Origin of the sequence: Sideroxydans sp. CL21, assembly GCF_902459525.1 — a bacterium.
Classification (GTDB): domain Bacteria; phylum Pseudomonadota; class Gammaproteobacteria; order Burkholderiales; family Gallionellaceae; genus Sideroxyarcus.
On sequence record NZ_LR699166.1, the window covers coordinates 2,462,912 to 2,489,423 of the forward strand.

The following is a 26,512-nucleotide window of genomic DNA, read 5'->3' on the forward strand; positions in this document are numbered from 1 at the left end:
TTCCTATCGCGCAATGGTGTTGGTGCGTTTAATCTTGTTCTGCAGCTGGATAATGCCGTAGATCAGGGCCTCGGCAGTCGGCGGGCAACCGGGAACGTAGATATCCACCGGAACGATGCGATCGCACCCGCGCACCACAGAATAGGAATAATGGTAATAACCACCACCGTTGGCACAGGAACCCATCGATATCACATAACGAGGTTCGGCCATTTGGTCGTAGACTTTACGCAAGGCCGGTGCCATCTTGTTGCACAGCGTTCCAGCCACTATCATCAAGTCCGATTGCCTTGGACTTGGACGAAACACCTCGGCTCCAAAACGGGATAAGTCGTAACGGGGTGCAACGGCATGCATCATCTCCACCGCGCAGCAGGCCAAGCCAAAAGTCATCGGCCACAGCGAACCGGTACGCACATAGTTGATTACCGCATCGGCATTTGCCGTGATGAATCCTTTATTCAGAACGCCTTCTATTCCCATTCCAAGGCTCCTTTCATCCATTCATAAATAAAGCCAACCACGAGGATAGCCAAAAAAATCATCATGGAAACAAAACCGAATGTTCCGATCTCTTTCAGCACGATCGCCCATGGGAAAAGAAAGGCGATTTCAAGATCGAACAGGATGAACAGGATGGCTACAAGATAAAAACGCACATCGAACTTCATGCGCGCGTCTTCGAATGCTTCGAAACCGCATTCATAGGGAGAGTTTTTTTTATCGTCAGGACGGTTAGGCCCGATCAGCCCACCCAATGCCAAAGGCAATACGCCTATCAAAAGCGCAATAATTATGAACAGCAGAACCGGAAAATAATTTTCCAACATATCTTGAGTCCCCTCCTCAGTTGGCTCCTGATGCAGCTCAGAACAGAATGCTATTCTAGTCTTGTTTCTTATCAACCTTCGGCTTGCAGCCTCGGTTTTTCGTTTTGGTGCGGGGCAAGAAACTCGAAATAATTTCCATGCCTCTGTTTTTATTATTTTTATTTTAATTCTTATGGGCCGTATTACCAACCATATGACCTTGACTGCCAGGCTACAAACGACATTCCATGACAACTCAATGCAACACAACTCAACCAGTCAATTGTATATCACCCGAGCACCTTCCCGCAAATGTGAGAGCAACGCTCTAATCCCAAAAGGCTAATCCCAAAGGGCAACACCAAAACCCCAAGCCGATTGCAAATTAAATCAGCACCCCCATCCGCTCACTTTCTCCACAACCCGCGCCAATGCTAGAAGTTAGAGAAACTGATCGCAAAGGTGCCTAGTTTGATGCAAAGCGAGCTGTAATCCGCATAGATACAGGATGTGTCGTGTATCTGAATGCATTAGCGATCAGTTTTGAGTGAAATGCTTGTTGGGCTGGAAGTGGTATGGATGGCTCAAGGCACGATCATTGATCGCTGGTATTGTGAATCATCTTCCAAAATGGATTGTTTCATAAACAAACAAGCTGACCGTACAAAGTGATTGTTTGGCCTTGATTGCGACCGTCCGCTATACATCTGAAAACGGTCCTACAAAACCAGCATTTTGATGAGGCTCGAAGGTCGCTTGTTAACCCAAACCGGAAATAGCGCTTAACGAATTCGTTGCCGCAAAGCGGACACTCGCGAACTCACACATTCGACCCACTGCGGACAGACGAGCTTCGATATTCGCTTCCCCAAACCCGACATTCGCGAAGTAGCACTAACGACCCGAAGCAAAGTCTCGAAGCTGTAGCCACGTCCCAGCCGGTTCATCACCCGGATCAGGTTGTTAGCACACCAACACGACAATCTGGTTACGTCAAAAACTAGTCTGGCCTGGTCTTATATCTAGGTCGAACGGCATATGGTCAGCTAAAAATTTGCGTGTAACGATTCGCCGCCTTCAACTATGTTGATCGAACCAGCAGTCTTTTGACTGTACGAGGGGTAGCCATGGGTTTTCTGTCACGCGATGATAAAAATATTGCCCTTGCAACGCGAGGCATTGCCACACTTTTATTAATCATCGTGGCTTCGTTGATAACGGTGGTTAGTCCTGTGAGTGCGTCTACCATAGTGCCCGATAATTATATTTGGACAGGTTCATGTTGTGGATCGAGTCAACCTCAGTACATACATAATCCGTGGGCATTGGTTAACTATTTTCTGACCACACCGCCACCTAATACTTGGCCAGGGTCTTATACAAATTGCTCTCCAGCACCTACAGCAACTGGACAGACATGCTACGTGTATGGTTGGGGGAACACCCCAATTCTCTATACCAGTCAAGCCTTCTGTCCATCTGGATTCAATCCTGATCCAGCCAATCCCCAGCAATGCGTTATTTCTCCCAACACCCCCGATCCTGCTAAAAACACCGACAAACCTGACACATGCGCAGGCACAAACCCCTGCAACGCGGGCACAGGCAACAAGTATCAGCGTGAATCAGACTATGTGGGTGTTGGGCCATATCCGTTGCAAATTGTGCGGACATACAATAGCGGCGGAACAATGCCATCAGCAGTAGGCATGACGGTATGGGGTAGCCAATGGCGTGGATACTATGATCACAGCATTGTGTATTCCAGTAACGGTACCACCTTAAAAACCGCCATGCTCAAACGAGACGGAGGCAAACAGTATTACTTCAATCAGGCGATCGGCACCGCAACACCACCGCTGACCACCACTACATGGACGCCCGATGCCGACGTCGTAGGCAGCCTTGTCGAAATAGGAGTTGATGCTTCCGGAAATCCGACCAGTTGGGCCTACACCAACGAGAACGACGAGGTTGAGACGTACGATGCAACGGGCAAGCTGGTAACGATCACCAACCGTATCGGCCTCACCCAGACGCTGACGTACAGCGATGGAACAGCGGGCCCCAACGGCAGTTATGTGCTGATTGCAACAGGTGCTCCCACCACTGCCATCCTGTCTGCCGGATTCCTGATCCGCGTCACCGATCCGACAGGTCGCAGCCTGCAGTATGGTTACGACGGTAGCGGTCGCGTGGTGAAGATGACCGATCCCTCGGGCGGCGTGTACCTCTATGCCTATAGCGGTTCCGCCTTGACCGACAACCTCACCGGCGTTAAGTACCCGGACGGCAAGGTGCGCACGTACCTGTACGGCGAAGTTGCGAACGTCTCCGCCACCCCGGCAGCCGGTGTCAGCTATGCCCACAGTCTGACCGGCATCCTGGACGAGAACGGCACCCGTTTTGCGTCTTGGACGTACGACGCCAACGGCCTTGCAACATCCTCTGAGCACGGCGCATTCGGCAGCGGCATCGATCATGTTGGGCTGAGCTATGGCACACCGGATGCCAACGGCAATTCCACCACCAGCGTGACCGACCCCAGGGGCAATGTGCGCAGCTATGGCTTCAGCACCTTATTGGGTGTGGTCAAGAACACCGGCATCACCGGATCGCCCTGCGATGGCTGCTCCGCATCCTTTACCTATGATGTGAACGGTAACGTCGCCTCGCGTACCGACTTCAACGGCAACAAGACGACCTATGTGTACGACCTGACGCGCAATCTGGAGACCAGCCGCACCGAAGCATCAGGATCAGCGGTAGCCCGAACCATCACCACCCAATGGCACCCCACATTGCGCCTGCCCACCCAGATATCCGAGCCGGGCAGAACCACCGTCTATACCTACGATGCAACCACCCGTAACCTGCTCACCAAGACGGTGACCGATAGCGCCAGCAGCAGGAGCCGCAGTTGGGCTTACACCTACACTACGGCAGCCGATACTACCCTGTCCAATCTGCTCAAGAACATCAAAGGCCCGCGTACCGATGTGGCGAGCATTACGTCCTTCGGCTACTACCCCAACGGCGACCTCAAGACCATCACCGACGCGCTGGGGCACGTCACCACGATCAACAGCGTGGATGGTGCCGGACGACCGCTATCCATCACCGATGCCAACGGCGTTATCACCGTCCTCACCTATTGGCCGCGCGGCTGGCTCAAGACTCGCACCGTCGGTGCCCTGACGACCAACTACACCTATGACGGCGTCGGCCAGCTCACGCGCGTGACCCTGCCGGATGCCAGCCACCTGGATTACACCTACGATGCCGCGCACAGGCTGACCGACATCGCCGATATCAAGCTGGATCATATCCACTACACCCTGGACAACATGGGCAACCGCACCAAAGAGGATGCATACGACGCCACCGGCAAGCTGTCCAAAACCCACAGCCGCGTGTTCGACGCCCTGAACCATCTGGCGCAGGACATCAGCGTCTATAACGCCACCACCAGCTACACTGCAACCTCAAGTTACGATGCCAACGGCAACCTCAAGCAGGTGGTGGATGCGAAGAACCATGCCACCCTCGTCGGCTACGATGCCCTGAACCGCATCAATCAAACTACCGATGCCGCACTCGACATCGGTAATTATGCGTATGACGCCGTGGATCAGCTCAATAACGTGAACGATCCCATGAACCTCAACACCCACTATGCGGTAAACACGCTGGGGGAAGAGACGCAACTGGCGAGCCCCGACAGCGGAACCACGAACCGCAGCTTCGACAGCGCGGGCAACGTTCTAGGTGCCACCGATGCGCGCGGCATCGCTGCCACCTACACGTACGATGCACTGAACCGGCCCTTGAGCGTCAGCTTCCCCACCACGGGTGAAAACGTCACCTACACATGGGATGCCGCCACGGGGTGCACCTATGGCATCGGACGTCTGTGCCAACTCACGGAAAACAACAGAACAACCACCTTCGCCTATGACAACCAGGGCAACCTGACCCAACGAACCCGCACCGAGTTCGGTGTGAACATCGTCACCCATTACGCTTACGATGCCGCCAACCGCCAGATCACCGTCATTTCCCCCGGCGCCGAGACATTGAGCTTGACACGGGACAGCGCTGGCTACGTCCAGAAAGTGGACGACACCAGCGCCAGCGGCACCACCTCGATCACGGCCAACGTGCAGTACGACGGCACCGGTCAGGCTACCTCCGAATTGCTCGGCAACGGAATAACACAGTCCATGACTTACGACCTGTCCGGACAGGCCAATATCGAACCCGCACCCCCGGTTGCCGCTGCCGCAGCCAGTACCGATAACGATGTGCCGACATTGCCGGAATGGGGCAGCTACCTTCTTGGCAGCTTGCTCCTGCTGCAGGTGGTGCGCACACAGCGACGGGTGCAACGCGGGACGGGGAGAACAGCATGAGGCTTACGTTCACCATGCGTTTCGCACTGCGCCTGCTGGCTGTGGCGCTGCTGGCCGGACTGACGACTCCATTCGCCTTTGCCGACACCGCGTCGCTGGTGTACGACCCGGCAGGCAATGTAGCCAGCCGCACCACGGCACAGGGCACCACCACCTACACTTACGATGCAGCCGACCGTCTCATTGCCGAATCTGGTCCTGCCGGTAATTTCAACTACAGCTACGATGCCAACAGCGTCCGCCTCTCCGATTCAGGTGGCAGCTACACCTACAGCACGACTTCCAACCGCCTGACGGCCCGCCACGGCAGGGCGGTCATCACCGACGCTGCAGGCAACATCACGTCAGACGGACTGGGTCACACCTATGCCTACAACCAGGCCGGCAGGATGTCCGAGGCCAGGCTGAACGGGGTGCTGCTGGCAAGTTACGACTACGACTATCGGGGGCTGCGTAACCGCAAGGTAACCACCGCTACGGCACCCCAGGGCGCGCAGACCATACTCTATGTTTACGACGAAGCCGGACACCTGCTCGAAGAACTCACTGCCACGGGTGCAGCCATCCGCACCTACGTCTGGCGCGACGACACGCCATTGGCACAGATCGAGCATATCCCGGCACGCCGGGTCATCTACTTCGAGGTGGATCATCTGAATACGCCACGGGTGGCGCGGGATCAGTCGGGTGTGGTGGTGTGGACATGGGTGAGCGATGCCTTTGGTGCAATTCAACCCAACCAGAACCCCTCGGGTGCTGGAGTCGTCACGGTGAATCTGAGATTCCCCGGACAATACTATGATCAGGAAACGGGACTGTTCTACAATGGGCAGCGTTACTATGATCCGGGCATGGGGCAGTACACGCAGCCCGATCTGATCGGGCTGGCGGGGGGAAGTTTCTCCACCTATACCTATGCCGGCGGAAATCCGTTGAGGTGGTCTGATCCAAACGGAGAATGTCCATGGTGCTTGCCAGCGTTGGGAGCAGCAGCCACTTTCAATGGCCTAATGCATCTGCTCAATTCCGCATACAATTTCTACGCTGATTTGAGTTCACAGGCCACATCGCAGAAGGCTTTAAGTTTGGCTCGATCCGCGTGTGATAGTTATCCAGCTGGTGGAGCATGTGGCGATCTTCCAAATTTACAGCAACAGGCTAATCAATGTACTGCGAACTCTATTAAAGCTGGGGCAAATATACCAGGCACGCTAACATCGCCAAAATTTCCAGCAACAACAATGCCGAAATAGGAGTGCAAAATGGCAAAAAAAAGTTTAGTAGTATTTTTCATCATATCGATCATTTTTCAACTTGCGATCACCGTTGGGCTTTATTTATTGGTCTACGTCAAACCAATCCCTGAGTTAATATCAACTGGAACAGAGATGCTTCAACAATATAATGCATCACCAAATTTGCCATCGGCTGGCACTAATTTGGTTCGATCATTTATGGTGGATACGCTACAGTCTGAACGGGCAACAGCTACTTTGCTGTCAACTATCGCAACTACTTTACTGATTTGTGTTCTGGTACAAATTTCAGTGTTGATTACCCTATTCCGTAAAAGATGAATTCGCATCTATACCCATCCCTGTCCTTGTTGACGTTTTTTTATTGCATCTTTGCGATGGTGTAACGAAAAGAGATAAGGGAGTTATATGGCAAAAGATACGCGACCTGTTTTCGTTCCTGTTTCCGGCGTGGTGCATTCTGCGATTAGCCAGCGTCTTAGTGAGTTGTTCTATCGGTATCGTCAACTTCATCAGATGTTGTCTGACGAAGTGTTTAACGCGGTGATGTTGAAGGGGATTGAAGCGTTGGAAAAGGACTCCAGTTCATTGACGTTCGAAACCGTCGATATCAATTCGATTAACACGGATCACATAAACGCGCCTGATTGGCAGCTATAAGATGTTCGTTCTTAAATTCCGAAAAAGTAAGAAGCGGACGCTCCCCCAGACTGAACCACTATCCAATTCATAAAATTGCCACCGTCTGTAATGGACGAGGAAGTACTCATTGGCAGTGGCGGCATCGACCGTCCTCTTGGCATGCCGTTGAACTGCATTTTGCCAAATTGCTCGCCGCTAAGCGGACATGTGTGAACGTCCCCTTGTGGCACGAAACCGAACTAGAAGTTATGAAATTGCTTGCCGGAAAGCTGCCGGTCGTGAAAGACGGCTTATGGCCGACTTGCGACTGTTTGTCTTTACTCACCTGTATGTCTCTTCTACGCACGGAAGCGGTCATCCCGAAGTCCGAATCCTGCTATATAAGTACCGACAGTACAACTAAAAAGAATATATAGGCCGAATGGCATATTGTCCTTTGATGTGCAGTCATGTAGCGTGCGTCCCTTATGCGGAGCAAAGCAGACATGTGCCGATGGGATGTCCGAAGGACTCAAGTCGGCCAATTCGGGACAGTCGCGACTGTCTGCTTTGCGGCGATGAATACCTAAAATAGAATTCCGCCTTGTGCCATCAGCGGAACTACGAATTGGAAAATTCAGTGTCCGTTCCCCGCACCGCTGCGGACCCTCGTGGTTTTCTGAATATGATTTTGTTTTAGTCTGCGGGAACCTCCTGACTATTTCGATTTCACACTTCTAACCCGAGTATAGTCATACAAGTTACCCGATCGCGGGCACTGCAGAACCGTCAATCGAGTTCGTTATCACTACAATTAGTAGTAAGCCCATCTAACTTCTCTGCCTAAATCGAAATATATTCGAATAGGCATTCAATATCAGAACTTGATCCCCAAAGTCACCCGCAATTGACGCGGCTCTCCCGGATGCACCGTGATCCCGCTCGGCACCACTGGACTCGTCGGTGATACCCGGTAATCCTGCTGATAGGCGATATCGTAATACTGGCGGTTGAACAGATTGAGTGCGTCCAGCGAGACTGCCATGCGCGGAGAAATCTCGCGCCGCACCCGCACATTGGTCACGATCGCCGAGGGCGCCGTCAGACTGCCATCCTGGGCGAGCGGATATTGCCCGATGTATCGGGTTTCGACTCCCACCATCCAGGGGCCAGCATCGCGGATCGCGGCCCTGAGCAGCGCAACCTTGCTCACCGCATTCGGAATCAGGTCCCCGGCGGCGCCGTTGTCATTCATGATTGCATAGCGCGCATGGGTCCAGGCAAGATCGGCATCGACCAGCAGCCAGGAATTTGCAATCCAGTGGTTATTCCACTCCACCCCGGTGCGCTTGCTTGCGCCGTTCGGTGTCGTGCTGCCGATCGCAGAGTCGGCCGCATAGACGATCTCCGAATCGCTATCCAGACTCCAGAACGCAACCGAGCTCTGCAAGCCATCGAACATTTCGGTACGCATCCCGATCTCCCTACCTGCGCTTCCAACCAGAGCCGGCACCGCAGTCGCGGGCACGCCGGTAGTCGGGTCTACCCTGTCGATCACGCCACGCGCATCGTTGCTATGAAATCCCTTGCCAGCATTGAGGAACAATTCCGTCCGCTGCCAGGGGCCAAAGATCGCCGAGAACTTGGGCGAAGGACGGGTGCCCCCGGCTGAGCCCGAATTCTGCGGTTGCACATACGAAGTCATGTCCATGGAAACGGTATCTTCGCGAAATCCAACCAGGGTGCGTATCCAGCTGGCCCAATAGGTCGTGTTTTGCAGATACAGGCCGGTCAGGGTCTCTCCAACCCGGTTGTTGCTTACTGCTGCAAAAGGTATGCGCGCCTGCGTGTTCTGCAGGCTGACGTTTATGTTGTCGTGGCGCAACTGCAGGCCCAGCTCTGTAAACGAATCGTGTTCCAGCAGACCATGGTTCCATCCCCTGACCGCCTGCCCGCCAACGATGTTCCGGTCTTCCGCCTGTTCGAACTGGTCGCCGGTCGCCGGACGCAATTCGAAGAAAGTGAAGTTCGACCAAAGCTGCAGATGGTAATGTTCGATGAAAGTGGACAACTTCGTATACCCCGCGGAATCGCTGCTGCGCCATTCCCCGGAAACGATATCCCGGCTGGAATTTCCGCCGTCGGTGGGATCCAATGCCGAAAAGCGTCCCAGCTGCCCCGAAGCGATCAACTCCAGCGGCACCTGGTCTGTCGAATTCCACTTCGCATCGTAATGGATCGCATCGAGCGACCATCCGTTTGTGGCACCGCCATCGCTGAGACGCAACAGAGCATTGGTCTTGTGCAGATCCTCGTTGACCGCCCACGGACCGTTGTTGCTCATGAGCTCCACTGCGCCGAGCAGGGTCGGGCCGGTTTTGTTGAGTGAAGATGTATTCTGGGAATACTGACCTTGTGGCGCCAACACCGTCGACCCCGCCATAAGCACGCGCCGGTAGCCATAGGCTCCGAGAGTCATGTCCGCAAAATTGTGATCAAGACTGTTCCGGTATTTGATGTCTGCGGAACCGGCTGACGAAAAATCGCTGTTGTCGGCGAAATACGGGCCTTTGCGGTAATCGATGCGTTCCACCAGCTCCGGGATCAGGAAATTCACGTCGGAATAGCCCTGACCATGGGCATTGGTGGGCATGTTCGTCGGCACACCGTCCACGTTGGTGGCGAAATCGGAGCCATGGTCCAGGTTATATCCGCGCAAAAAATACTGATTGGCCTTGCCGTCGCCGGAGTGCTGGGTGACCACCATACCGGGCACGGTCTCCAGCACCTCGCCCGGCCTGAGCAGAGGGATGTCCTGCAATAACTTACCGCGGACGACCCCTTGGGAAGCTGCATCGGAGGTTCCGACTGCATTGTCGTAATGCCCGGTGACCGTCACCTCGGGCAATGTGTTTATCGTTTCAGAATTGGATAACGACTGCTCGTTATCTGACTGCGCATTCACTGCTGTATCAGCCAATGCTACGTTGACATGCAAGCCAGCTGTAAAAATAGTCGCTATTACTGCAACCGAAATTAATTGATATGCTTTAAATTTCATGGACACATTAATGCAAATACCATCACGATTTAGTTTGGCGAATTACAACTATCGAATTAATTAGCAATTCCAGGATGTAAGAAGTTTCCTACATTCCTCTTACAAGAACTGTGCCAGAAGCAAAAAAGCTTACGTCATGACCGAACGTTATGATGGAATATCCAGTAACCTGCTAAATATCAATAGTTAATTTAAGTGCAACGAAGTTTGCTAGTCCATGTCGCCATGACGAAAAAGTAAAAATGGCTCTAATTTAAAGAACATTCAGTGGAAAAGAACTAACCACTTTAAAGAACATTTCCGATCTGCGATACCAGGCATAAGCCAAGTTTGGTGAGTGTTTGTTTTCAACAAATTTATTTAATCTCTGCGGGTACAATTTCCCCTTTCCTAGAGGCATAGGCTGGCCGAGAGCCAGCAGATTAAAGAGCGCAGAATACCCCGCAGCTTGCTGCGGGGTACTTTATTTGAAATGCAACTGTGGGGAACCGCCATTCGAAGTGCCAGATAAAATAAGTACAATCTTCACTCCGCCGCAAAACCATTCCGGTAGGTGACAACGATGCGGGTGTGTATTTACGATAGTGAGATGATGTCATCTTGAGTGAACTTAAATTCGGTCATTACACTCGTCAGAACATGTAGGTAATGCCTGCATTGCCCAGCCACTGAGGCACCAACTGGTTACCGTTAGAAAATCGGTATGCCGGAATATAAATTGAAGCGTTGGCCTGCAAGTGTCTGGTCAAGTTCACCATCACACCGGGTGCAATGTACAAATTCCTGTAGCCGCTATTCACGTTACCATAAATGGCGTCGCCCCCGCCTTGGTCGCTTCCTCGCCACTGGGCGTTCACCTGCAACATGGGAATCACCTTGGTTGTACCCGTCAATCCGTTATAGGTCACTCCTGCAGTAACATTGAGGCTGTCTCCGGGTTTGTATGACTGGTAGGTGTTCAGCGCGTGCCGATAAGTTCCCTGTGAAAACCAGCCAAACTCCTTGCCGATATATCCCATCTTGTAGCCGCCGAGCAGTAAATCAGTGGTCCCGGTTCCCGGCTCTGTATCGCGATCCAGCAAAGGCGATGCGGTAGTGGTACCCGTCGGCAATTTCAAGCCGAAGGTGAGCCCGCTGGACATGTCTGCATCAAACCCGGTGTACATTCCCATCACGCGGATATCGGAAAGTCTGCGGACATTCGCGTTCTCGATGCCGGGGGTCACGCCTGCAGCCGCATCGGTGACGCCCGGCGTGCCATTGGTGTCGGTGGTAAAGGATCTTTGCCAGAAAGGCACCATGGCCATGATTCCCCAATCCCTGTTGAACATATGCTGCCCGTACAGATTGTAGTATTCGGTTTTTATCTGCTGATCCGGGTTAAGTGCGCCTGCCGCATTGCTTGAGCCGCTGTGGTTCTGGTTCTGATTCATGTATGCGTATTGCAAAGAAACCTGGTCGTTCATGCCGGACACCGGCAAGCCTGGCAGGCCGACATCAAAAATTCCGCATCCGCAAGCGCATGCAAAGACTGGAGCGGGTACGAGCGCAGCTCCAAGGAAAGCCATGGAACGAAATTTGGAGAGCCCAAGCGCTATAGACAGTGCCGAACGAAATATTTTATGTAATGATTTTGTTTTTGCGGTCACGCGAAATTGTTGCATTGTTTGGTCCCCTTTTTATTTATTTGAAAATTGTTGCTGCTGTGCCAATTCTTTGAGGCATAGGCATTATAGGGACGCTTGTGTTGCTAGCCCTGCGACATATTGTCGCAGGGGAATTCTCATTTATCGATGGATAGAAGCTATACGACTCTGAATTGAATGATAACTTTAATGATTGTCAGAAATTCTCCGCATAAAAATTCACAAATTAAAGATATTGGCCTTCTTACTGCTTTTTGAAACTCTTTCTTGCGATTACTTCTTCCCTTTGGTAAGGTGATGGCCGCTATGAGGCTCTCCCGATTCTTTCTTCCCGTATTGTTTGCATTCGCCTTGCTGTCCGCGCAGCAGGTCGGTGCAGAGCATGCATTGAGCCATGCGTTCGAAGAACAGTCGCAGAAAGACAAGCAAGCACCGCATTCTAATACCTGTGAAAAATGTGCAACCTATGCACAGCTTGGCAGCGCTCTCAGTGTTGGCCATTATGATTTTTCTTTGCCACAGGTATCTGATGAAGTTGTACTGCATTACACATCCACCTTCCACCACTTCAACAATCTGGTCGCCGATGCGCGCGGCCCGCCTGCTCCTCTCCAATATTTCGCCTAATCGCCGGTCCCTCATCCCTTGCGGATGACAGACTGCTTCTAGCAATATTTTTGGAGAAACACCATGTTTAAGCGCACTCTATTGTGTGCGGCGCTATCTGCGCCGCTATGTGCCTATGCCGCAAATGAACAAGTGCCGGGCTCTGCAGCCGGGCAAGCTGAACAAACGACTAAAGCCGACAAGTTAAATGCCATCAAGGGACAGTTGCGTAATACCGGTGGGCAGCCTATAGCAGGGGCAAATATCACGCTCAAGTCTGCCACCGGAGAGGTCATTGGGAATACCACCAGCAATGATGAAGGAAATTTCAACTTTTCCGCCATTGCACCTGGCACATATGTCGTTTTGTCAGATAAAGCCGGTTACGAATACAACACGTCAAATGTCACGCTTCAAGCTGGGGTGGTAAGCACCATCATTACACTGGCAGCATCGCAAACACCGGAGATCAACATTACAGTGGCGCGTTTGGACAATGCCCGCAACGGACTGTCGCCTGAAACTGGCGGCAGCATCTATCGCTTCGCACAAAAGGACATCCAAAATTTGCCGCAGGGAGACAGTACGCCACTGAACCAGGTTCTTCTTCAGGCTCCCGGCGTGGTCAATGATTCATATGGACAATTACATGTGCGCGGCGATCACGGCAACATGCAGTATCGCATCAACGGTGTGATACTTCCCGAAGGTATCAGCGGTTTCGGCCAGGCACTCGATACGCGCTTTGCGCAGAACATCAATCTGCTCACTGGCGCGTTACCCGCACAATACGGCTATCGCACGGCAGGGGTCGTCGAAATCAATACCAAGACCAACTTCGAGAGTGGTGGGCAATTCGATATGTACGGCGGTAGCAACAATACCTTCAATCCCAGCGTGGAATATGGCGGTACCAAAGGCAATCTTTCCTATTTCGTCAGCGGCTCCTATCTGACAGACAACGTTGGTATTGAAAATCCGACGTCGAGTCGCAATCCGATACACGATACAACGAAGCAAAGCAAAGAATTCGGCTATTTTTCCTACCTGCTGAATCCGGACACCAAAATGAGTGTCATGTTCGGCAGTTATGATGGAAATTTCCAGATACCCAACAATCCCGGACAACAGCCGGATCCGAACAATCTGGGCATTTTGCCGCGACTCGGTTTGACGGGATACAACTCCGCCTTGCTCAATGATCAACAACGCGAAGTAAATCGTTTCCTCGTATCATCGGTGCAAAGCTCGCTGAATGACAATATCGATTACCAGGTCTCGCTGTTTACGCGTTATTCCAGCACCCACTACATGCCCGATGTCGTCGGCAATTTAGCCTTTAATGGTGTGGCATCGGACGCTTTTCGCAGCAGCTCCAGCACCGGCATTCAGGCCGATGCCAGCGATCGCTTGAACGAGACGCACACGCTGCGCATGGGCTTGTTCGGCAGCAATGAAAATATCCAGAGCAACAACACGTCCGCGGTATTCCCGGTCGACCCCTCGACCGGATTGGTTTCCGGGTCAGCTTACAACATCGTCGACAACAATCCCAAAAACGGCAACACACTGTTTGGCGCCTATCTGCAGGACGAATGGTCGGCAACCAAAAAATTGACCGTGAACTACGGCGCTCGATTTGACCAGGTCAACGCCTACGTCAATGAGCATCAACTGAGTCCGAGACTGGGCCTTGTTTACAAATACAGCGATCAAACCACTTTGCATACCGGATATTCGCGCTATTTCACACCACCGCCGACCGAGCTGGTTTCCACCAGCACGCAGGCTTTGTTCCAGAACACGACGAATGCGGCACCCGGATTGAACTCATCGGTAAAATCGGAAAGGGCCAATTACTTCGATGCCGGTGTCACGCACCAGTTGACCGTAACCACCAGTTTGGGATTGGACAGCTTCTACAAGCAGACCCGGAACACCATAGACGAAGGGCAGTTCGGCCCGGCCTTGATCATGACACCGTACAATTATGCGCAAGGCAGAATATACGGTGTTGAGTTGACCGGCAATTACAAGTCAGACAATCTTTCCGGCTATGCCAATCTGGCTCGCACTGTCAGCCAGGCCAAAGACATTATCTCAAGCCAGTACCTGTTTGATCAGGCCACGCTCAATTACGCGGCAAGCAACTGGGTAAATGTTGATCATGAGCAAGCATTGACCATCTCGACCGGCGGCTCCTATCTTTTGTCGGGCACGCGCCTGAGCAGTGATGTGATATTCCAGAGCGGTTTGCGCAACGGCTTTGCCAACACGACGAATCTGCCTTCCTATGCAATTGTCAATCTCGGTGCAAGCCGCAAGATCAGTCTCGACGCAACAGGTCCGGTGGAAATAAGACTCGTCATCAACAATTTGTTCGACAAGATCTACGAAATTCGCGACGGCTCCGGCATAGGGGTATTCGCTCCGCAGTATGGGCCACGGCTCGGCCTGTTTCTCGGCCTGACCAAGCAGCTCTAATTTTTGCAATCAAGCACGGGTTATGCAGGGCATAACCATATAAAGGAGTCTCTCATGCAGGAAATACAAGAAACACTACAAGCCATCAAATTCGGCGGTGTAATCATCTACCCTTTGTTGGCTTTGGCAGTTTTGGCACTGGTGATCATCATTGACAAGTTCTATCTGCATTGGCGCTACATCAGACTGCCGTCGTCGCTGTTCAACCTGATCGAAACATTCGGGTTCACTTGGGAAAAGCTGGATCAGGAACTATCTGCATTGACGCCTGGAAATTACTACTCAAGGTTCTCCCGTATCATCATAGACAACCGCGACAAGCCGATCTGGTGGCTGGAATCGCGCGCCAGCGATGAAGCGCAACTCATCGAAAAAGGGATGGGGCGCGGTCTATGGGTTCTGGAAACCATTGTTACCGGCGCGCCGCTGCTGGGGCTGCTGGGAACCATCACCGGCATGATGCATTCATTCAATCTGATTGGCGGCGCTGGCCTCGTCGATCCCACCGGGGTCACCGGTGGTGTTGCGCAAGCGCTGATTGCCACCGCATTCGGTATCTTCATCGCCATCTTCGCGCTGTTCGGCTTCAACTTTTTGTCACGCCGCCAAGTGCAGGTGCTTGAAGAAATGGAGCGTCTCGGTACGCGCATGATAGACAATATCCGGCTGAGTCAGCACGAGGGAGGGGCCGAAAAATGAAGATCAGAAAATCTCGCGAATACAAACGCGGACGCATCGAAATCATCCCGATGATCGACGTGATGTTCTTCCTGTTGGCCACTTTCATGCTGGCCTCGTTGTCCATGCAAAATCTCCATTCGCTGCCGGTCAATCTGCCTCAAGGACATGCTTCGCCAATACAGGCAAAAACGCCGGTTACTTTGACTATTCGATCCGATAGCCAGATATTTTTGGATAAAACACAGGTTACACTGGATAACTTGGCAACCACACTGAAGACGATGCTGCCCAACACGGATGCCAGTATTATTGTCGCTGCGGACAGTAGTGCACCCAATGGCATCACCGTGCAGGCGATGCTCAAGGCCCGCGAAGCCGGAGCGCAACATTTCCTGATTGCGGTTAAACATGTCGACTGATGCATCGACATGGTTGGCGCAGGTGGATGTCGGTTCTCCATGGCATCGACTGTACTGGACACTCCCAATTTCGCTGCTGGCCTGCATAATCGCATCCATCTTGTTTGTTTACTCTATGGTGCATTCGGTTAGCCGCACACCGGAACCGGTACCTGTTGATGCCGAATTGATAGAGCTTCCCGCTTCTGTACTTCTGAAGCCCCTATCCCGTCAGAATGCACCTGCACCTAAACAAGCTTTGCCGCCAAAACAAATTCAGCAGGCCATTTCACCTGTTCAGCAAGATCAGCCAAGCGTGAACCCTGCACCGACTGCACCACCACCTGCCGCACCAGCCACAACATCCCCGGCAATTAACAACACACCCGAGACAGATAGAAATCGTAGTGCTCAGGCAATAGCCAAACCATTACCGGCCATCCCAGATGACTTGCGGCAAGATGCCATGAATGAAGTAGCTACTGCTCGGTTTCACATTGCCGTCGACGGCAGCGTAACTGTTGAACTTGTTAAGCCGACGCAAAATCCGCGTCTGAACAGATTGCTTTTGGGGACACTGAAATTCTGGAAATTCAATCCGGCAACTATTGATGGAAAACCTGTGGCTTCGGTAGAGGTCATCGTAGTTAGGGTTCAAGTTAACTAGCTGATAAGTTGTCTACTTCGTAATGAAAAACACATATCTTACGACTGCCTTTTCTAACGTTGTTAAGGTGCGAGACAAAGGGATCGGGATTCCAATGCAGGATTGCGCTCAGATTTTTGAGCGCTATCATCGTGGAAGTAATGTAAAGGGAATTACTGGGACCGGTATCGGGCTATACTTGGTCAAAATGGTGATATCACTTCATGGTGGGGATGTATCAGTTAGCAGCACAGAAGGACGGGGATCAGAATTTACCGTGCGGTTGCCGTTTGAAACGTAAACAATTACATAGTAAGGATATTTTGAATTGGTGTTCCCTGAATGATATGGGAGGCGCACATGAAATATTTACTTATAGCTGCTATAGCATTAGTACTTTCTGGTTGCACAACGAATAGATCCAATGTGGATCCGTGGGTAGGTCACAAAATTTCTGAAGTTGAATCAGAATTTGGTGTGCCAACATCGAGCTCTGATAGTGGTGATGGTCTGCGAGTTATCACATGGGAGTTTGCCAATCCAAGGCGAACAACAAATATTTGTCGCAAGTCGTTTACCGTGGATGGTGCGGGAATAATTTCTCGAAGTTCATTTAGTGGTTGTTCTTTCTATTTTTCTGAATAGGTATTTGGAATAAGAAAGTGGGGCCGATCTATTCAAATTGAAACGGTTGTATGAGCTCATGGCTGCAAGTGAACCTCTACGGAGATGTGGGACAGACCTTTGAATTGCCTTAGCATAGTATGGTAGAAAGATGCCCCACGCTGAGGTTCGTGTGTGATTACGGAAACTACAGCACCAAGGTGCCCTGGGCCAAGCCGCCACACATGCAAATCAACCAATTTGTCGCCAGCCGTTTCGACTGCGCCCCGCACCTTGTTTGCCATCGAGTCGCCAGGACTGATGTCGACCAGAATCGCGCCGGTATCGCGAATCAACCCAAAAGACCAGTTTGCGATCACGAATGCACCAATGATACCAGCGAGTGGATCCATCCATACCCAGCCAAAAGTCTTTGCCGAGATCAAACCGATAATTACCAGTACCGAAACTGCCGCATCGGCGATAACGTGAAAGTAAGCAGCGCGCATATTATGGTCGCGAGCGTCAATACCATAGTCGTCATGCACATGGCCATGTTCTTCAAAAGTTAAGCTATGTTCTCCAACCGGAAGCATTACCACCGCCCTGAACGCGTGCGGCTCGGGTATTGCCGTTGTTGATTCCAGGAAGTCCGTTGACCTGGCAAACTTGAACACCTGGAATTTTCCGTTTGGTCGAATAGTTGTGACTGTCACATCTTGTGCCGACAATTCCACACCTTCAAAAAGCGCGCGTATCCGAAAAACAGGTGGTACGCCATCTTCGAAAATAGACAGCGCGTAAACCCCAGAGCCTGCTTTGATGTGCTGCACTTCTTCCTTGTGCTCATGGCCGACAAGTTCATTGTGCCCATGGCTGTGACCATGCCCATGGTGATCGCCGCCGTTTAACAACCATGCACTGGCAATATTGACCAGCAAACCGACCGCCGCAATAGGAATCGCCTCGCCGAAGTGAATGGGCACAGGTGACAGAAAGCGAGCAATAGCTTCATACCCAATCAGCAACGCGATCATCGCCAGGATGATCGCGCTAGTGAATCCTGCCAGATCGCCCAACTTGCCGGTTCCAAAGACAAAGCGTGGATCGTTGGCGTGCTTTCTGGCATAGGTATAGGCAAGTGCTGCAATCAACATCGCACCGGCATGGGTGGACATATGCAAACCGTCTGCCACCAAGGCAAGTGAACCAAATAGTTTGCCCCCGACAATCTCAACGATCATCATCAAACTACAAAGAGCTATTACCGCCCAGGTCTTGCGTTCGTTCTTGTCATGGCCTTCCCCTAAAAAGACGTGGTCATGACCAATACCAAACGGGGCATCATAAAATCTATTCATTGTGAACTCACTTGAAATGACCAAACAATGTCGACCAGCTTCGCTGACTGTCTTCTAAAGGTACTTGGTGATTTCCTTGAACTCGCGAATGGTGTTGTTTGCGCCGCGAGTCCCTTTGCGAACGGAGTTTTCAAGGCAGTGATCGATGTGGTCATGAACCAGGGTTTTCTTGGCGCTGCTGATCGCTTTTTCGACGGCTTGCAGCTGTTGTGCAATGTCAAGACAGCCGCGATCTTCCTCCAGCATTGTAAGAATACTGTTCAGGTGGCCTTGGGCTCGTTTGAGCCGTTTGATTACTTCGGGGTGGGTGGCGTGTGTTGTCATAGTTTTTGTATCCTATCCTACGGGGGGGGATATGGCAATACAGTAAATGCTGAAAAAATATGTGGAAAATTGTTGACAATGATTTCAAATGCCATAAAATGCGGCCCATCTCATTTCCTCAGGGAGGCATCATGGATAGTGGCCCTAGTAGCTTAAACCGCGTTAGCTAATCAGCAAATTCGCAGGCCCTGTCTTTGACTCCCGCCGCCGTCTCGCTGATTTAGCGGGACGGTGCCCCAGCAGCAAATCCCTATAACCCGCACATGCGGGTTGCTCTGAGCACCTCCACCGGATTGTTGTAATCCGCCGTGTTGTCTTGTGTCGTCGCAGCGTTGCTGCGTAGCGATGTTTGGCTTGTGCACTGATTCCGATCAGGCATCAACACGGCATATCGATAATGCATTGTTTGTCCGCTTTGCGTGGCAAACGCATTTATGCGAGGTGCAATCATGATCATCAAAACTTTCTTTACTAAAGTAATGCTTCATTTCATCAATGGTATCCGTCGGGCTTCTGCCCGGCTTGTCCACGTGTACAACGTCGGCAAGGTTGTCTTTGCCTGCAACAGCCACTTGGCTACGCCTGCGGGCAGCAGCATATATGGCGTGTTGATATCCAGCGATACCGCTCGGCAATGGCTGTGACAACGCAATCGGAGGCGGCCATTGGCCGCCTCTTGGGAATAGCGCAATCTTTAGGAATACACTCATGACAATAGTTAAACAAACTGCCGTGCTTGATAGCGCACATATTGGCGACATCCGGGGCGCCTTGGGCACGATTCGCCACGGTGATGTAGGCCCCAGGAACGGACTGTGGCATCGCATCAAGACACTGCTGGCGATTATTGGACCGGGCATCATCGTGATGGTCGGCGACAACGATGCCGGCGCCTTCGGTACTTATTCCCAGGCTGGACAGAACTACGGCACGAGCCTGCTCTGGGTGCTCGCCTTGCTGATTCCGGTTCTTTACGTGAATCAGGAAATGGTCTTGCGCCTCGGTGCGGTCACCGGCGTCGGCCACGCCCGGCTTATTCTCGAACGTTTTGGCAAATTCTGGGGTGCGTTCAGCGTCATCGACTTATTCATCCTTAACGCACTGACCATCGTCACCGAGTTTATAGGTATCAGTCTTGGCCTAGGGTTTCTCGGTGTCTCTAAGTTCGCCGGGATCGCCATCGCGGCCGTGCTGATCATCATTGCAGCAGGAACGGGTGACTTTCGTCGCTTCGAACGCATTTCACTGATTTTGGTAGTTGGTAGCCTGTTGTTGGTGCCGATCTTCATCATGGTGCACCCGGCAATGCCCCAGGTTGTCCATGACTTCGTGATACCTCAAATGCCGAAGGAGGCCAAACTCAGTGACATCATGCTGCTGATCATTGCCATTATCGGAACGACGGTCGCGCCCTGGCAACTTTTCTTCCAGCAAAGCTATGTGATCGACAAGCGAATCACGCCACGTTTCATCAAATACGGCCGCATTGACCTGTGGTTAGGCATCATTATCGTGATCGTTGGCGCGGCAGCCATGATCGCGTTTACTGCGGAGATTTTTGCCGGTCGTCCGGAGTTCGGCAATTTCACGGATGCCGGCGGTATTGCGACGGGTCTTGCCACTTACCACAGCAAACTGATGGGAACCTTGTTCGCCGTTGCACTGATTGATGCCTGTATTATTGGCGCCGCGGCGGTTTCGCTGTCAACAGCCTATGCCATCGGCGACGTACTGTCGCTGAAGCATTCTCTCCATCGCAAGCCGTCCGAGGCCAAGGGTTTCTACGCGGTCTATGTGGCGCTGATCGTGGTTGCAGTGGCATTGGTGGTTATGCCGGGTGTACCCCTTGGCCTCCTGACCAACGCTGTGCAAACGCTGGCTGGAATATTGTTGCCAAGTGCGTCGGTATTTTTACTCCTGCTGTGCAACGACAAAGAAGTGCTTGGCCCTTGGGTCAATAGCAAAAGCACCAACCTCTTCACTGCCATTGTGTGCGGTATTCTCGTGCTCCTGTCGTTAATTCTGACGGCTTCCATGGTGTTCCCGGATATTTCTGGCGATTCGATCATGCTGATTCTCGCCGGCGGCGGCATTACTGGCCTGCTGATCGCGATCGGCATGTGGGCTCTGCGCATATACAAGGCGGCTGAACGCCGAGAATTCGAAGCTGAACCTTCAGTGACTTATGCTGCCAAGGATGCCATCAACTGGCGGATGCCGCCGCTGAATGAACTGAAACCGCCTCAATTATCGTTCACGACGCGAGTCTGGCTGGGAATATTGCGCGCTTATCTGGTGATAGCTACTGTCATGGTCGCCTACAAGGTCATCCAACTGGCATTTGGACACGCTCAAATTTATAAATATTAGAGAATTCACCATGAGCAAAATCCGCTGGAATCTTAATCCTCGTGCCTGCATCGCAGGCGAGAGGAAGAAAAGCGACGTGGCTATTCAGCGAATCGTTGCAAATAAAGTTCAAGCAACAATAGTGAATGTTGCAATATTAACGCAACATTATTTTCATATTATCTTGGCTATGTTTGATTCGAAAATGGTGCCTGCCAGGCAGCGACTCCCCGGGCACCGTAATACTTCCTTGGCAAAGCAATTCATATTCGTTTTGCTGTCTGGAGCTTTTTTCTGTGTTCCCCATACGGTGATTGCTGAAACAGGGGCGCAAGACACAACCTCATCGAATATCGATTTAGCTGCAATCGAAGTCTCTCCGCCCGCTAAAAATTTGACAGATAACCTGCCACTGGCACCAAAAGGATGGGGGGTTTATGGCCAATTCACCGGAGTCAGCCAAACGCACCCGGGATTCTCGTCGCCTTATCAAGGCCAAAACAGTTTGAGTTCGGGTGCCGCGAGTACTGAAACGACCGATGTGACGGTATTTGCGGGGATGCGTCTCTGGAATGGTGGGGAGCTTTGGATGAATCCGGAAGTCGACCAGGGGTTTGGCTTCAACAATACCCTTGGAATGGCCGGTTTTCCAAGTGGTGAGTCATACAAGGTTGGGGCAAATACCCCCTACCTTCGCCTGCCTCGGCTGTTTTACCGGCAGACCGTCAATCTGGGTGGAAAAGAGCAAACCGTCGCGCCAGGGGCCAACCAGATAGGTGGAACCCAAACTGCTGACAACATTATCATGACGCTCGGCAAGTTTTCCGTGGTAGACATTTTCGATACCAATTCCTATGCACATGACCCACGAGCCGATTTTATGAACTGGTCGATCGTGGAGTCGGGCGCTTTCGACTATGCGGCCGATGCTTGGGGCTTTGCCAAAGGTGTTTCCCTCGAATGGACGCAATCCTGGTGGACTTTGCGTAGCGGATTCTTCGATCTGTCCACGATCCCGAATACAACGATTTTGGATCAATCATTCAGGCAACATGAATGGGTCGGCGAAGCCGAGGAGAGACATCAACTGTGGGAGCATCCGGGCAAACTGAAGCTATTGTACTTTGTCAACCAAGGGGACTTTGGAAATTATGCAGATGCAGTGCAACTCGCACAAAGAACAGGCAGCACGCCGAATACTTCCCTAGTCCGGCGCTACAGTTCGCGCCCTGGAGGCGCTGTCAATCTGGAACAGGAAGTCTCTGCCAATATGGGATTGTTTGCCAGAGCAAGCATGAATGACGGCAGCAAGGAAGCTGATGAATTCTCCGAGATCAACCAGTCAGTCACTGCAGGGCTATCCTTGAAAGGTGACCAATGGGGGCGTCACGACGATACGTTCGGCTGGGCCGCCGTAGTCAATGGAATTTCAAGCGATGCGCGCAGTTATTTTGCAGCCGGGGGTATGGGGATATTGATTGGTGATGGACGGCTTCCGCATTACGGCTCGGAGAAGATCATGGAAACTTATTATTCCTATGCCGTGCATGCGTTTGAGCACCTGATGCTCACATTGAACTACCAGTACGTTGTTAATCCAGCCTATAACCAAGACCGGGGTCCGGTATCGATTATTGGTGCCCGTGTGCATATGGAGTTTTAACTTCGAAATGTTAATCGTTATGAGTCTGAAGGGCATTCCCTATGCATATGGCTAAAATAATTTTGGCTACGGCGATCATTCTTTCATTCATTAGGTTCGCCGTTGCAGAAGAATCCACACCCTCTTCAACTTCACTTGATTTCAATACTATTGTGATTGAAGTATTGGGAGAGGTTCCGGGCTTAACTCAGGAACAATTGGTCAGCTATTTGATCAAGAAAATGCAAGCTGCAACCGATACTCATTGGCATTCTGTTGCGGTGAAACCGGGAGAGGCAGATTCACCCAACCGTGTGGTTTGGACTTTCAAGACATTGCGAAAAGTAGTCTGGAAGGGAGGATCCCATAAAGGGTTTCAGTCGCCCGCACATTCGGAGACTTATCTCAGGGCAGAGGCAAAACTATATTTTATGGGAGTCTACCAGATGACCATGGATACGCACCCCTCGGTCAGTAGTGACGACTATCAGTTTTTATCAGAAATGGCACACAACGCAGCCCATGCCATGTTCGTCGAAAACAAACCAGATATTCAATGAAGATGCCGCTTTCGCTACAACGGGAGCCAAATATTGATGCAACCAGATTTGGTAGACATTTATGCCGTGCACTTCCGCGTAGAGCTTAAGCAATTAGAGATACTAAATGAGCCAAACTTTCCGTAATTCTGGCGAAAACATTACCCATTCATGCCGTTGTGACTGGCAATAATTCAGTGACTTAAGCATGGAAGCGATAAATCAAATCAATGCCTCATAACTCGACACACTTGTCAGCATGACGACCGCATTTGTGCTCGGAAGTGTTATACCCTTCTAATTAAGGATCGATACAAGCACCCTCACATTGGGACCAATATGGACATATTTTCCAAACTTTACTACTTGTTCCGAAAGTACCTGAAAGCGATTCAGATCTATCTGGTCATCGCTGGACCGGGGCTTGTGGTCATGATTGCCGACAATGATGCCGGAGGAATTACGACCTATGCGGCCACCGGTGCAAAGTATGGCTACAACCTGATCTGGTTTTTGTTGATCCTGATCCCGGTCGCCTACTACGTTCAGGAAATGACGGTGCGCTTGGGTGTGGTCACCAAGCGGGGGCATGCTGAAGCGATTTTTGACGGCTTCGGTGCTTTTTGGGGTTGGTTCTCGCTGATCGACCTGATGATTCTGGATTGGTTGACCTTGGTCACCGAATTTGTCGGAATGACTTCGGCCCTGCACATCTTCGGAGTGCCAGCCTGGCTGACGGTGATCGGTGTTGTAGCCTTGATGGGAATGATCATGCTGAATGGTCGTTACTGGACATGGGAAAAAATTACCATGGGGTTCTGCGCCCTGAACCTGATTTACATTCCGGGTGCATTCATGGTCAACCCGTCGGTTTCGGACATCCTCGGCAACGGCCTGATTCCCAACTTTCCGGGAGGATTCAACGGCGAGCTGTTTTTCATACTGATGGCCAATATCGGTACCACCATCGCGCCCTGGATGCTGTTCTTCCAGCAAAGTGCCGTGGTCGATAAAGGCATGCAGGAAAAAGATATTCCCTGGGGCAAATTCGATACCTTATTGGGAGCAATATTAACGGTCGTGGTGGCGATATTCATCGTCATTGTCACTGGAACCGTCTTAAAAGGCATCGATATCGATGACGCATCCCAAGCTGCCCAGCAATTGATGCACACCAATCACTATGTTGGCGCTTTCATGGCCATCGGCCTGTTTGACGCGGGTTTGCTCGGTGCGCTCTGCATTTCGCTGGCAAGTTCATGGGCTTTCGGCGAAATCTTCGGTTGGGCGCATACCTTAAACACAAAAATCAAGGAGTCCCCTTGGTTCTATGCCAGTTACTTTTTTACTTTGGCAACTGCGGGACTGGTAGTACTGATTCCCGGAGCACCTCTGGTATTGATTACACTATTCGTTCAAGTGGTAGCCGTGACTTTGCTCCCTGCCGCCCTGGTGTTCCTGATTCTGCTGCTGAATGACAAAAAACACATGGGAGAGTATGCCAATACATTGAGTCAGAATTTGATTGGCGGCTTTATCGTCATCTCCATTGTGATTCTGTCCACACTATATGGTGTCAGCGTGATGTTCCCTAACCTGTTCCATTAAACGGAGAATCGAGTATGTTATTAAGTATTCGCCGCTTCTCAGCAAAAATACGCGAAATCAATCACCGATACAGCAAGCCGCATATCGAAATGTCACTTGGCGTCAAGATATCGCTGATGGCTCTGCGGATTTACCTTTTTGTCCTGGTAGGTTTAATCCTTTATAAATTTATCCTGATGCTGAACTGAGGAATAACCAAATGGCCGCTGTACTGGAGCACAAATTCTTTCTGAGTGAAATTATCGGACGCAAGGTCTATCTGAAATCAACGTTAGAGCAGATCGGACGTTTGACAGACATGGTGATGATTGAAACAGGCAAGCTTCCCGAAGTTAGTCATTTCGTCGTCAGTCGGCCATTTGGCTATCCTTCATTGTTAATGCCGCTGAACAAGCTGACGCTGATTTCAAAAACTGAGATCGTATTTGACGTTAGCGGCCTTATCGAGTGTACACGCGAGCCGCCTGAGGGCTCAATCCTGCTTCGCGCGCATATCCTCGACAAGAAGATTCTTGACATGGACGAACACGAGGTTGAGGTTATCTATGACATCAGCCTCGATTTTCAGGGAAGCAAGTTGTATGTCAGCGAAGTCGATATCAGCAGACGACGTGTATTACGCAGGATGGGTCTGGGATGGCTGGCTGACTGGTTATCCGAGCAAAGGAAAGAAGATACGATGATCTCCTGGCTGTATGTCCAGCAGTTGCCGGAGGGAATTGATGCTTTCAAAGGTCATGTCAAACTCAGCATTCTCAAGGAAAATATCAGCGATATTCATCCGGTCGATTTGGCAGACATTCTCGAAGAGTTGGATGGTGATCAACGCATTGCGGTATTTAATGAGATTGAGCCGGAACAAGCCTCCGAAACTTTGGAAGAAGTGGAGCCTAGGGTTCTACGAGAACTGATCCGAGCGATGAGTAAACGCCAGGCGGCAACATTGATCAATGCCAGGAGTCCGGCGCAAGCAGCCGCCATTCTGGCAGCACTACCTTCGGCCGAAGCCGATGAACTGCTTCAATTGATCGATAAGGATCGCGCCACCAAGGTGCAGAATATCATCGACCACCATGATGAAAATATCCTTCTATTCTCCACACAGAAATTCATAAAAATGCCTGAGACTACACAGGTCGAAGAGGTAATGACGGACTTTCGGAAGATCGCTCGCGATATGGATGTGATCATGTATGTGTATGCCACAGATGAGCTGGACAGATTAAAGGGAGTTGTCGATTTGCGGGAACTGATTGCCGCCGAACCTGACCAGTCAATCGGCGAGATCATGACCGACAACATCATCAGCTTGAACCCCAACGATACATTACGCGATGCGATAGAAATGTTCGACCGCTATAGTTTTCGTGCCATTCCTGTCACAGACGATCAAGACAAACTATTGGCTGTAACTTCTTTTAGAGATATTCGCGGTATAGAGCCACGATTGAGTTAGGAGCTAGGTG

The 26,512-nt window shown here is 51.3% G+C and carries 23 protein-coding genes; 17 read left to right on the forward strand and 6 right to left on the reverse strand.

Annotation, left to right across the window (positions count from 1 at the left end; translation table 11 throughout):
- Positions 1-3 precede the first annotated feature (3 nt).
- Complete coding sequence (locus QOY30_RS11430; protein WP_283744748.1) at positions 4-483, reverse strand: NuoB/complex I 20 kDa subunit family protein; 480 nt, start codon at positions 481-483, stop codon at positions 4-6.
- Positions 474-830: an NADH-quinone oxidoreductase subunit A gene (locus QOY30_RS11435; RefSeq protein ID WP_283744749.1), complete on the reverse strand. Its 357-nt coding sequence runs from the start codon at positions 828-830 to the stop codon at positions 474-476. The genes QOY30_RS11430 and QOY30_RS11435 overlap by 10 nt, the downstream gene beginning before the upstream one ends.
- Positions 831-1,936: 1,106 nt before the next feature.
- Between QOY30_RS11435 and QOY30_RS11440 the strand changes: the two genes are divergently transcribed.
- The 4 genes from QOY30_RS11440 to QOY30_RS11455 all read left to right on the forward strand — a co-directional run bounded on the left by QOY30_RS11440 (position 1,937) and on the right by QOY30_RS11455 (position 7,137).
- Positions 1,937-5,221, forward strand: a complete 3,285-nt coding sequence (locus QOY30_RS11440) for a DUF6531 domain-containing protein (protein ID WP_283744750.1) — start codon at positions 1,937-1,939, stop codon at positions 5,219-5,221.
- A complete protein-coding gene (locus QOY30_RS11445) occupies positions 5,218-6,474 on the forward strand; it encodes an RHS repeat-associated core domain-containing protein (RefSeq protein WP_283744751.1) in 1,257 nt (418 codons plus the stop codon). Before QOY30_RS11440 ends, QOY30_RS11445 begins: the two co-directional genes overlap by 4 nt.
- Before the next feature lie 9 nt (positions 6,475-6,483).
- Positions 6,484-6,798 (forward strand): hypothetical protein, encoded by a 315-nt coding sequence (locus QOY30_RS11450; RefSeq protein ID WP_283744752.1) that lies wholly within the window; start codon positions 6,484-6,486, stop codon positions 6,796-6,798.
- An 87-nt stretch (positions 6,799-6,885) separates the two neighbouring features.
- Complete coding sequence (locus tag QOY30_RS11455) at positions 6,886-7,137, forward strand: hypothetical protein (protein WP_283744753.1); 252 nt, start codon at positions 6,886-6,888, stop codon at positions 7,135-7,137.
- A gap of 838 nt (positions 7,138-7,975) precedes the next feature.
- Here the strand turns inward: QOY30_RS11455 and QOY30_RS11460 are convergent.
- Both QOY30_RS11460 and QOY30_RS11465 read right to left on the reverse strand, forming a co-directional pair.
- The gene (locus tag QOY30_RS11460; RefSeq protein ID WP_283744754.1) at positions 7,976-10,063 is read right to left on the reverse strand and encodes a TonB-dependent receptor; all 2,088 of its coding nucleotides are present in this window, start codon (positions 10,061-10,063) and stop codon (positions 7,976-7,978) included.
- 728 nt (positions 10,064-10,791) lie between these two features.
- Positions 10,792-11,625, reverse strand: coding sequence for a hypothetical protein (locus tag QOY30_RS11465; protein WP_283744755.1), 834 nt, complete (start codon positions 11,623-11,625; stop codon positions 10,792-10,794).
- A gap of 486 nt (positions 11,626-12,111) precedes the next feature.
- On the opposite strand from QOY30_RS11465, the gene QOY30_RS11470 reads away from it, so the two are divergent.
- The 7 genes from QOY30_RS11470 to QOY30_RS11495 all read left to right on the forward strand — a co-directional run bounded on the left by QOY30_RS11470 (position 12,112) and on the right by QOY30_RS11495 (position 17,265).
- Complete coding sequence (locus QOY30_RS11470; RefSeq protein WP_283744756.1) at positions 12,112-12,432, forward strand: hypothetical protein; 321 nt, start codon at positions 12,112-12,114, stop codon at positions 12,430-12,432.
- A 63-nt stretch (positions 12,433-12,495) separates the two neighbouring features.
- Positions 12,496-14,895 carry a TonB-dependent receptor gene (locus tag QOY30_RS11475; RefSeq protein ID WP_283744757.1) on the forward strand — a complete coding sequence of 800 codons (2,400 nt, stop codon included), beginning with the start codon at positions 12,496-12,498 and terminating at the stop codon, positions 14,893-14,895.
- A gap of 54 nt (positions 14,896-14,949) precedes the next feature.
- Positions 14,950-15,594, forward strand: coding sequence for a MotA/TolQ/ExbB proton channel family protein (locus QOY30_RS11480; RefSeq protein ID WP_283744758.1), 645 nt, complete (start codon positions 14,950-14,952; stop codon positions 15,592-15,594).
- Complete coding sequence (locus QOY30_RS11485; protein WP_283744759.1) at positions 15,591-15,995, forward strand: ExbD/TolR family protein; 405 nt, start codon at positions 15,591-15,593, stop codon at positions 15,993-15,995. Before QOY30_RS11480 ends, QOY30_RS11485 begins: the two co-directional genes overlap by 4 nt.
- Positions 15,985-16,641, forward strand: a complete 657-nt coding sequence (locus QOY30_RS11490; RefSeq protein WP_283744760.1) for an energy transducer TonB — start codon at positions 15,985-15,987, stop codon at positions 16,639-16,641. The genes QOY30_RS11485 and QOY30_RS11490 overlap by 11 nt, the downstream gene beginning before the upstream one ends.
- A 22-nt stretch (positions 16,642-16,663) precedes the next feature.
- The gene (locus QOY30_RS18135; RefSeq protein ID WP_502958690.1) at positions 16,664-16,921 is read left to right on the forward strand and encodes a sensor histidine kinase; all 258 of its coding nucleotides are present in this window, start codon (positions 16,664-16,666) and stop codon (positions 16,919-16,921) included.
- A 59-nt stretch (positions 16,922-16,980) separates the two neighbouring features.
- Positions 16,981-17,265, forward strand: a complete 285-nt coding sequence (locus QOY30_RS11495; protein ID WP_283744761.1) for a hypothetical protein — start codon at positions 16,981-16,983, stop codon at positions 17,263-17,265.
- 56 nt (positions 17,266-17,321) lie between these two features.
- On the opposite strand, the gene dmeF is transcribed toward QOY30_RS11495, so the two are convergent.
- Both dmeF and QOY30_RS11505 read right to left on the reverse strand, forming a co-directional pair.
- Positions 17,322-18,584, reverse strand: coding sequence for a CDF family Co(II)/Ni(II) efflux transporter DmeF (gene dmeF, locus QOY30_RS11500; RefSeq protein WP_283744762.1), 1,263 nt, complete (start codon positions 18,582-18,584; stop codon positions 17,322-17,324).
- A gap of 54 nt (positions 18,585-18,638) precedes the next feature.
- Positions 18,639-18,908, reverse strand: a complete 270-nt coding sequence (locus tag QOY30_RS11505) for a metal-sensing transcriptional repressor (RefSeq protein ID WP_283744763.1) — start codon at positions 18,906-18,908, stop codon at positions 18,639-18,641.
- Between the two features lie 449 nt (positions 18,909-19,357).
- Between QOY30_RS11505 and QOY30_RS11510 the strand changes: the two genes are divergently transcribed.
- From QOY30_RS11510 to QOY30_RS11535, 6 genes are all read left to right on the forward strand, one after another.
- Complete coding sequence (locus QOY30_RS11510; RefSeq protein ID WP_283744764.1) at positions 19,358-19,552, forward strand: hypothetical protein; 195 nt, start codon at positions 19,358-19,360, stop codon at positions 19,550-19,552.
- Positions 19,553-19,616: 64 nt separating this feature from the next.
- Complete coding sequence (locus QOY30_RS11515) at positions 19,617-21,278, forward strand: NRAMP family divalent metal transporter (RefSeq protein ID WP_283744765.1); 1,662 nt, start codon at positions 19,617-19,619, stop codon at positions 21,276-21,278.
- A gap of 10 nt (positions 21,279-21,288) precedes the next feature.
- The gene (locus QOY30_RS11520) at positions 21,289-22,920 is read left to right on the forward strand and encodes a carbohydrate porin (protein ID WP_283744766.1); all 1,632 of its coding nucleotides are present in this window, start codon (positions 21,289-21,291) and stop codon (positions 22,918-22,920) included.
- Between the two features lie 47 nt (positions 22,921-22,967).
- Positions 22,968-23,459 (forward strand): hypothetical protein, encoded by a 492-nt coding sequence (locus tag QOY30_RS11525; protein WP_283744767.1) that lies wholly within the window; start codon positions 22,968-22,970, stop codon positions 23,457-23,459.
- A 318-nt stretch (positions 23,460-23,777) separates the two neighbouring features.
- Positions 23,778-25,046, forward strand: a complete 1,269-nt coding sequence (locus QOY30_RS11530; protein ID WP_283744768.1) for an NRAMP family divalent metal transporter — start codon at positions 23,778-23,780, stop codon at positions 25,044-25,046.
- 199 nt (positions 25,047-25,245) lie between these two features.
- Positions 25,246-26,502, forward strand: a complete 1,257-nt coding sequence (locus QOY30_RS11535) for a magnesium transporter MgtE N-terminal domain-containing protein (RefSeq protein WP_283744769.1) — start codon at positions 25,246-25,248, stop codon at positions 26,500-26,502.
- The last annotated feature ends 10 nt before the right edge of the window (positions 26,503-26,512 follow it).

Excerpts from the sequence above, each read along its gene's own strand:
- QOY30_RS11430 (WP_283744748.1), bottom strand. The coding sequence starts at position 483 with ATGGGAATAGAAGGCGTTCTGAATAAAGGATTCATCACGGCAAATGCC.
- QOY30_RS11435 (WP_283744749.1), bottom strand. The coding sequence starts at position 830 with ATGTTGGAAAATTATTTTCCGGTTCTGCTGTTCATAATTATTGCGCTT.
- QOY30_RS11440 (WP_283744750.1), top strand. The coding sequence starts at position 1,937 with ATGGGTTTTCTGTCACGCGATGATAAAAATATTGCCCTTGCAACGCGA.
- QOY30_RS11445 (WP_283744751.1), top strand. The coding sequence starts at position 5,218 with ATGAGGCTTACGTTCACCATGCGTTTCGCACTGCGCCTGCTGGCTGTG.
- QOY30_RS11450 (WP_283744752.1), top strand. The coding sequence starts at position 6,484 with ATGGCAAAAAAAAGTTTAGTAGTATTTTTCATCATATCGATCATTTTT.
- QOY30_RS11455 (WP_283744753.1), top strand. The coding sequence starts at position 6,886 with ATGGCAAAAGATACGCGACCTGTTTTCGTTCCTGTTTCCGGCGTGGTG.
- QOY30_RS11465 (WP_283744755.1), bottom strand. The coding sequence starts at position 11,625 with ATGAACGACCAGGTTTCTTTGCAATACGCATACATGAATCAGAACCAG.
- QOY30_RS11470 (WP_283744756.1), top strand. The coding sequence starts at position 12,112 with ATGAGGCTCTCCCGATTCTTTCTTCCCGTATTGTTTGCATTCGCCTTG.
- QOY30_RS11475 (WP_283744757.1), top strand. The coding sequence starts at position 12,496 with ATGTTTAAGCGCACTCTATTGTGTGCGGCGCTATCTGCGCCGCTATGT.
- QOY30_RS11480 (WP_283744758.1), top strand. The coding sequence starts at position 14,950 with ATGCAGGAAATACAAGAAACACTACAAGCCATCAAATTCGGCGGTGTA.
- QOY30_RS11485 (WP_283744759.1), top strand. The coding sequence starts at position 15,591 with ATGAAGATCAGAAAATCTCGCGAATACAAACGCGGACGCATCGAAATC.
- QOY30_RS11490 (WP_283744760.1), top strand. The coding sequence starts at position 15,985 with ATGTCGACTGATGCATCGACATGGTTGGCGCAGGTGGATGTCGGTTCT.
- QOY30_RS18135 (WP_502958690.1), top strand. The coding sequence starts at position 16,664 with ATGAAAAACACATATCTTACGACTGCCTTTTCTAACGTTGTTAAGGTG.
- QOY30_RS11495 (WP_283744761.1), top strand. The coding sequence starts at position 16,981 with ATGAAATATTTACTTATAGCTGCTATAGCATTAGTACTTTCTGGTTGC.
- dmeF (WP_283744762.1), bottom strand. The coding sequence starts at position 18,584 with ATGAATAGATTTTATGATGCCCCGTTTGGTATTGGTCATGACCACGTC.
- QOY30_RS11505 (WP_283744763.1), bottom strand. The coding sequence starts at position 18,908 with ATGACAACACACGCCACCCACCCCGAAGTAATCAAACGGCTCAAACGA.
- QOY30_RS11510 (WP_283744764.1), top strand. The coding sequence starts at position 19,358 with ATGATCATCAAAACTTTCTTTACTAAAGTAATGCTTCATTTCATCAAT.
- QOY30_RS11515 (WP_283744765.1), top strand. The coding sequence starts at position 19,617 with ATGACAATAGTTAAACAAACTGCCGTGCTTGATAGCGCACATATTGGC.
- QOY30_RS11520 (WP_283744766.1), top strand. The coding sequence starts at position 21,289 with ATGAGCAAAATCCGCTGGAATCTTAATCCTCGTGCCTGCATCGCAGGC.
- QOY30_RS11525 (WP_283744767.1), top strand. The coding sequence starts at position 22,968 with ATGGCTAAAATAATTTTGGCTACGGCGATCATTCTTTCATTCATTAGG.
- QOY30_RS11530 (WP_283744768.1), top strand. The coding sequence starts at position 23,778 with ATGGACATATTTTCCAAACTTTACTACTTGTTCCGAAAGTACCTGAAA.
- QOY30_RS11535 (WP_283744769.1), top strand. The coding sequence starts at position 25,246 with ATGGCCGCTGTACTGGAGCACAAATTCTTTCTGAGTGAAATTATCGGA.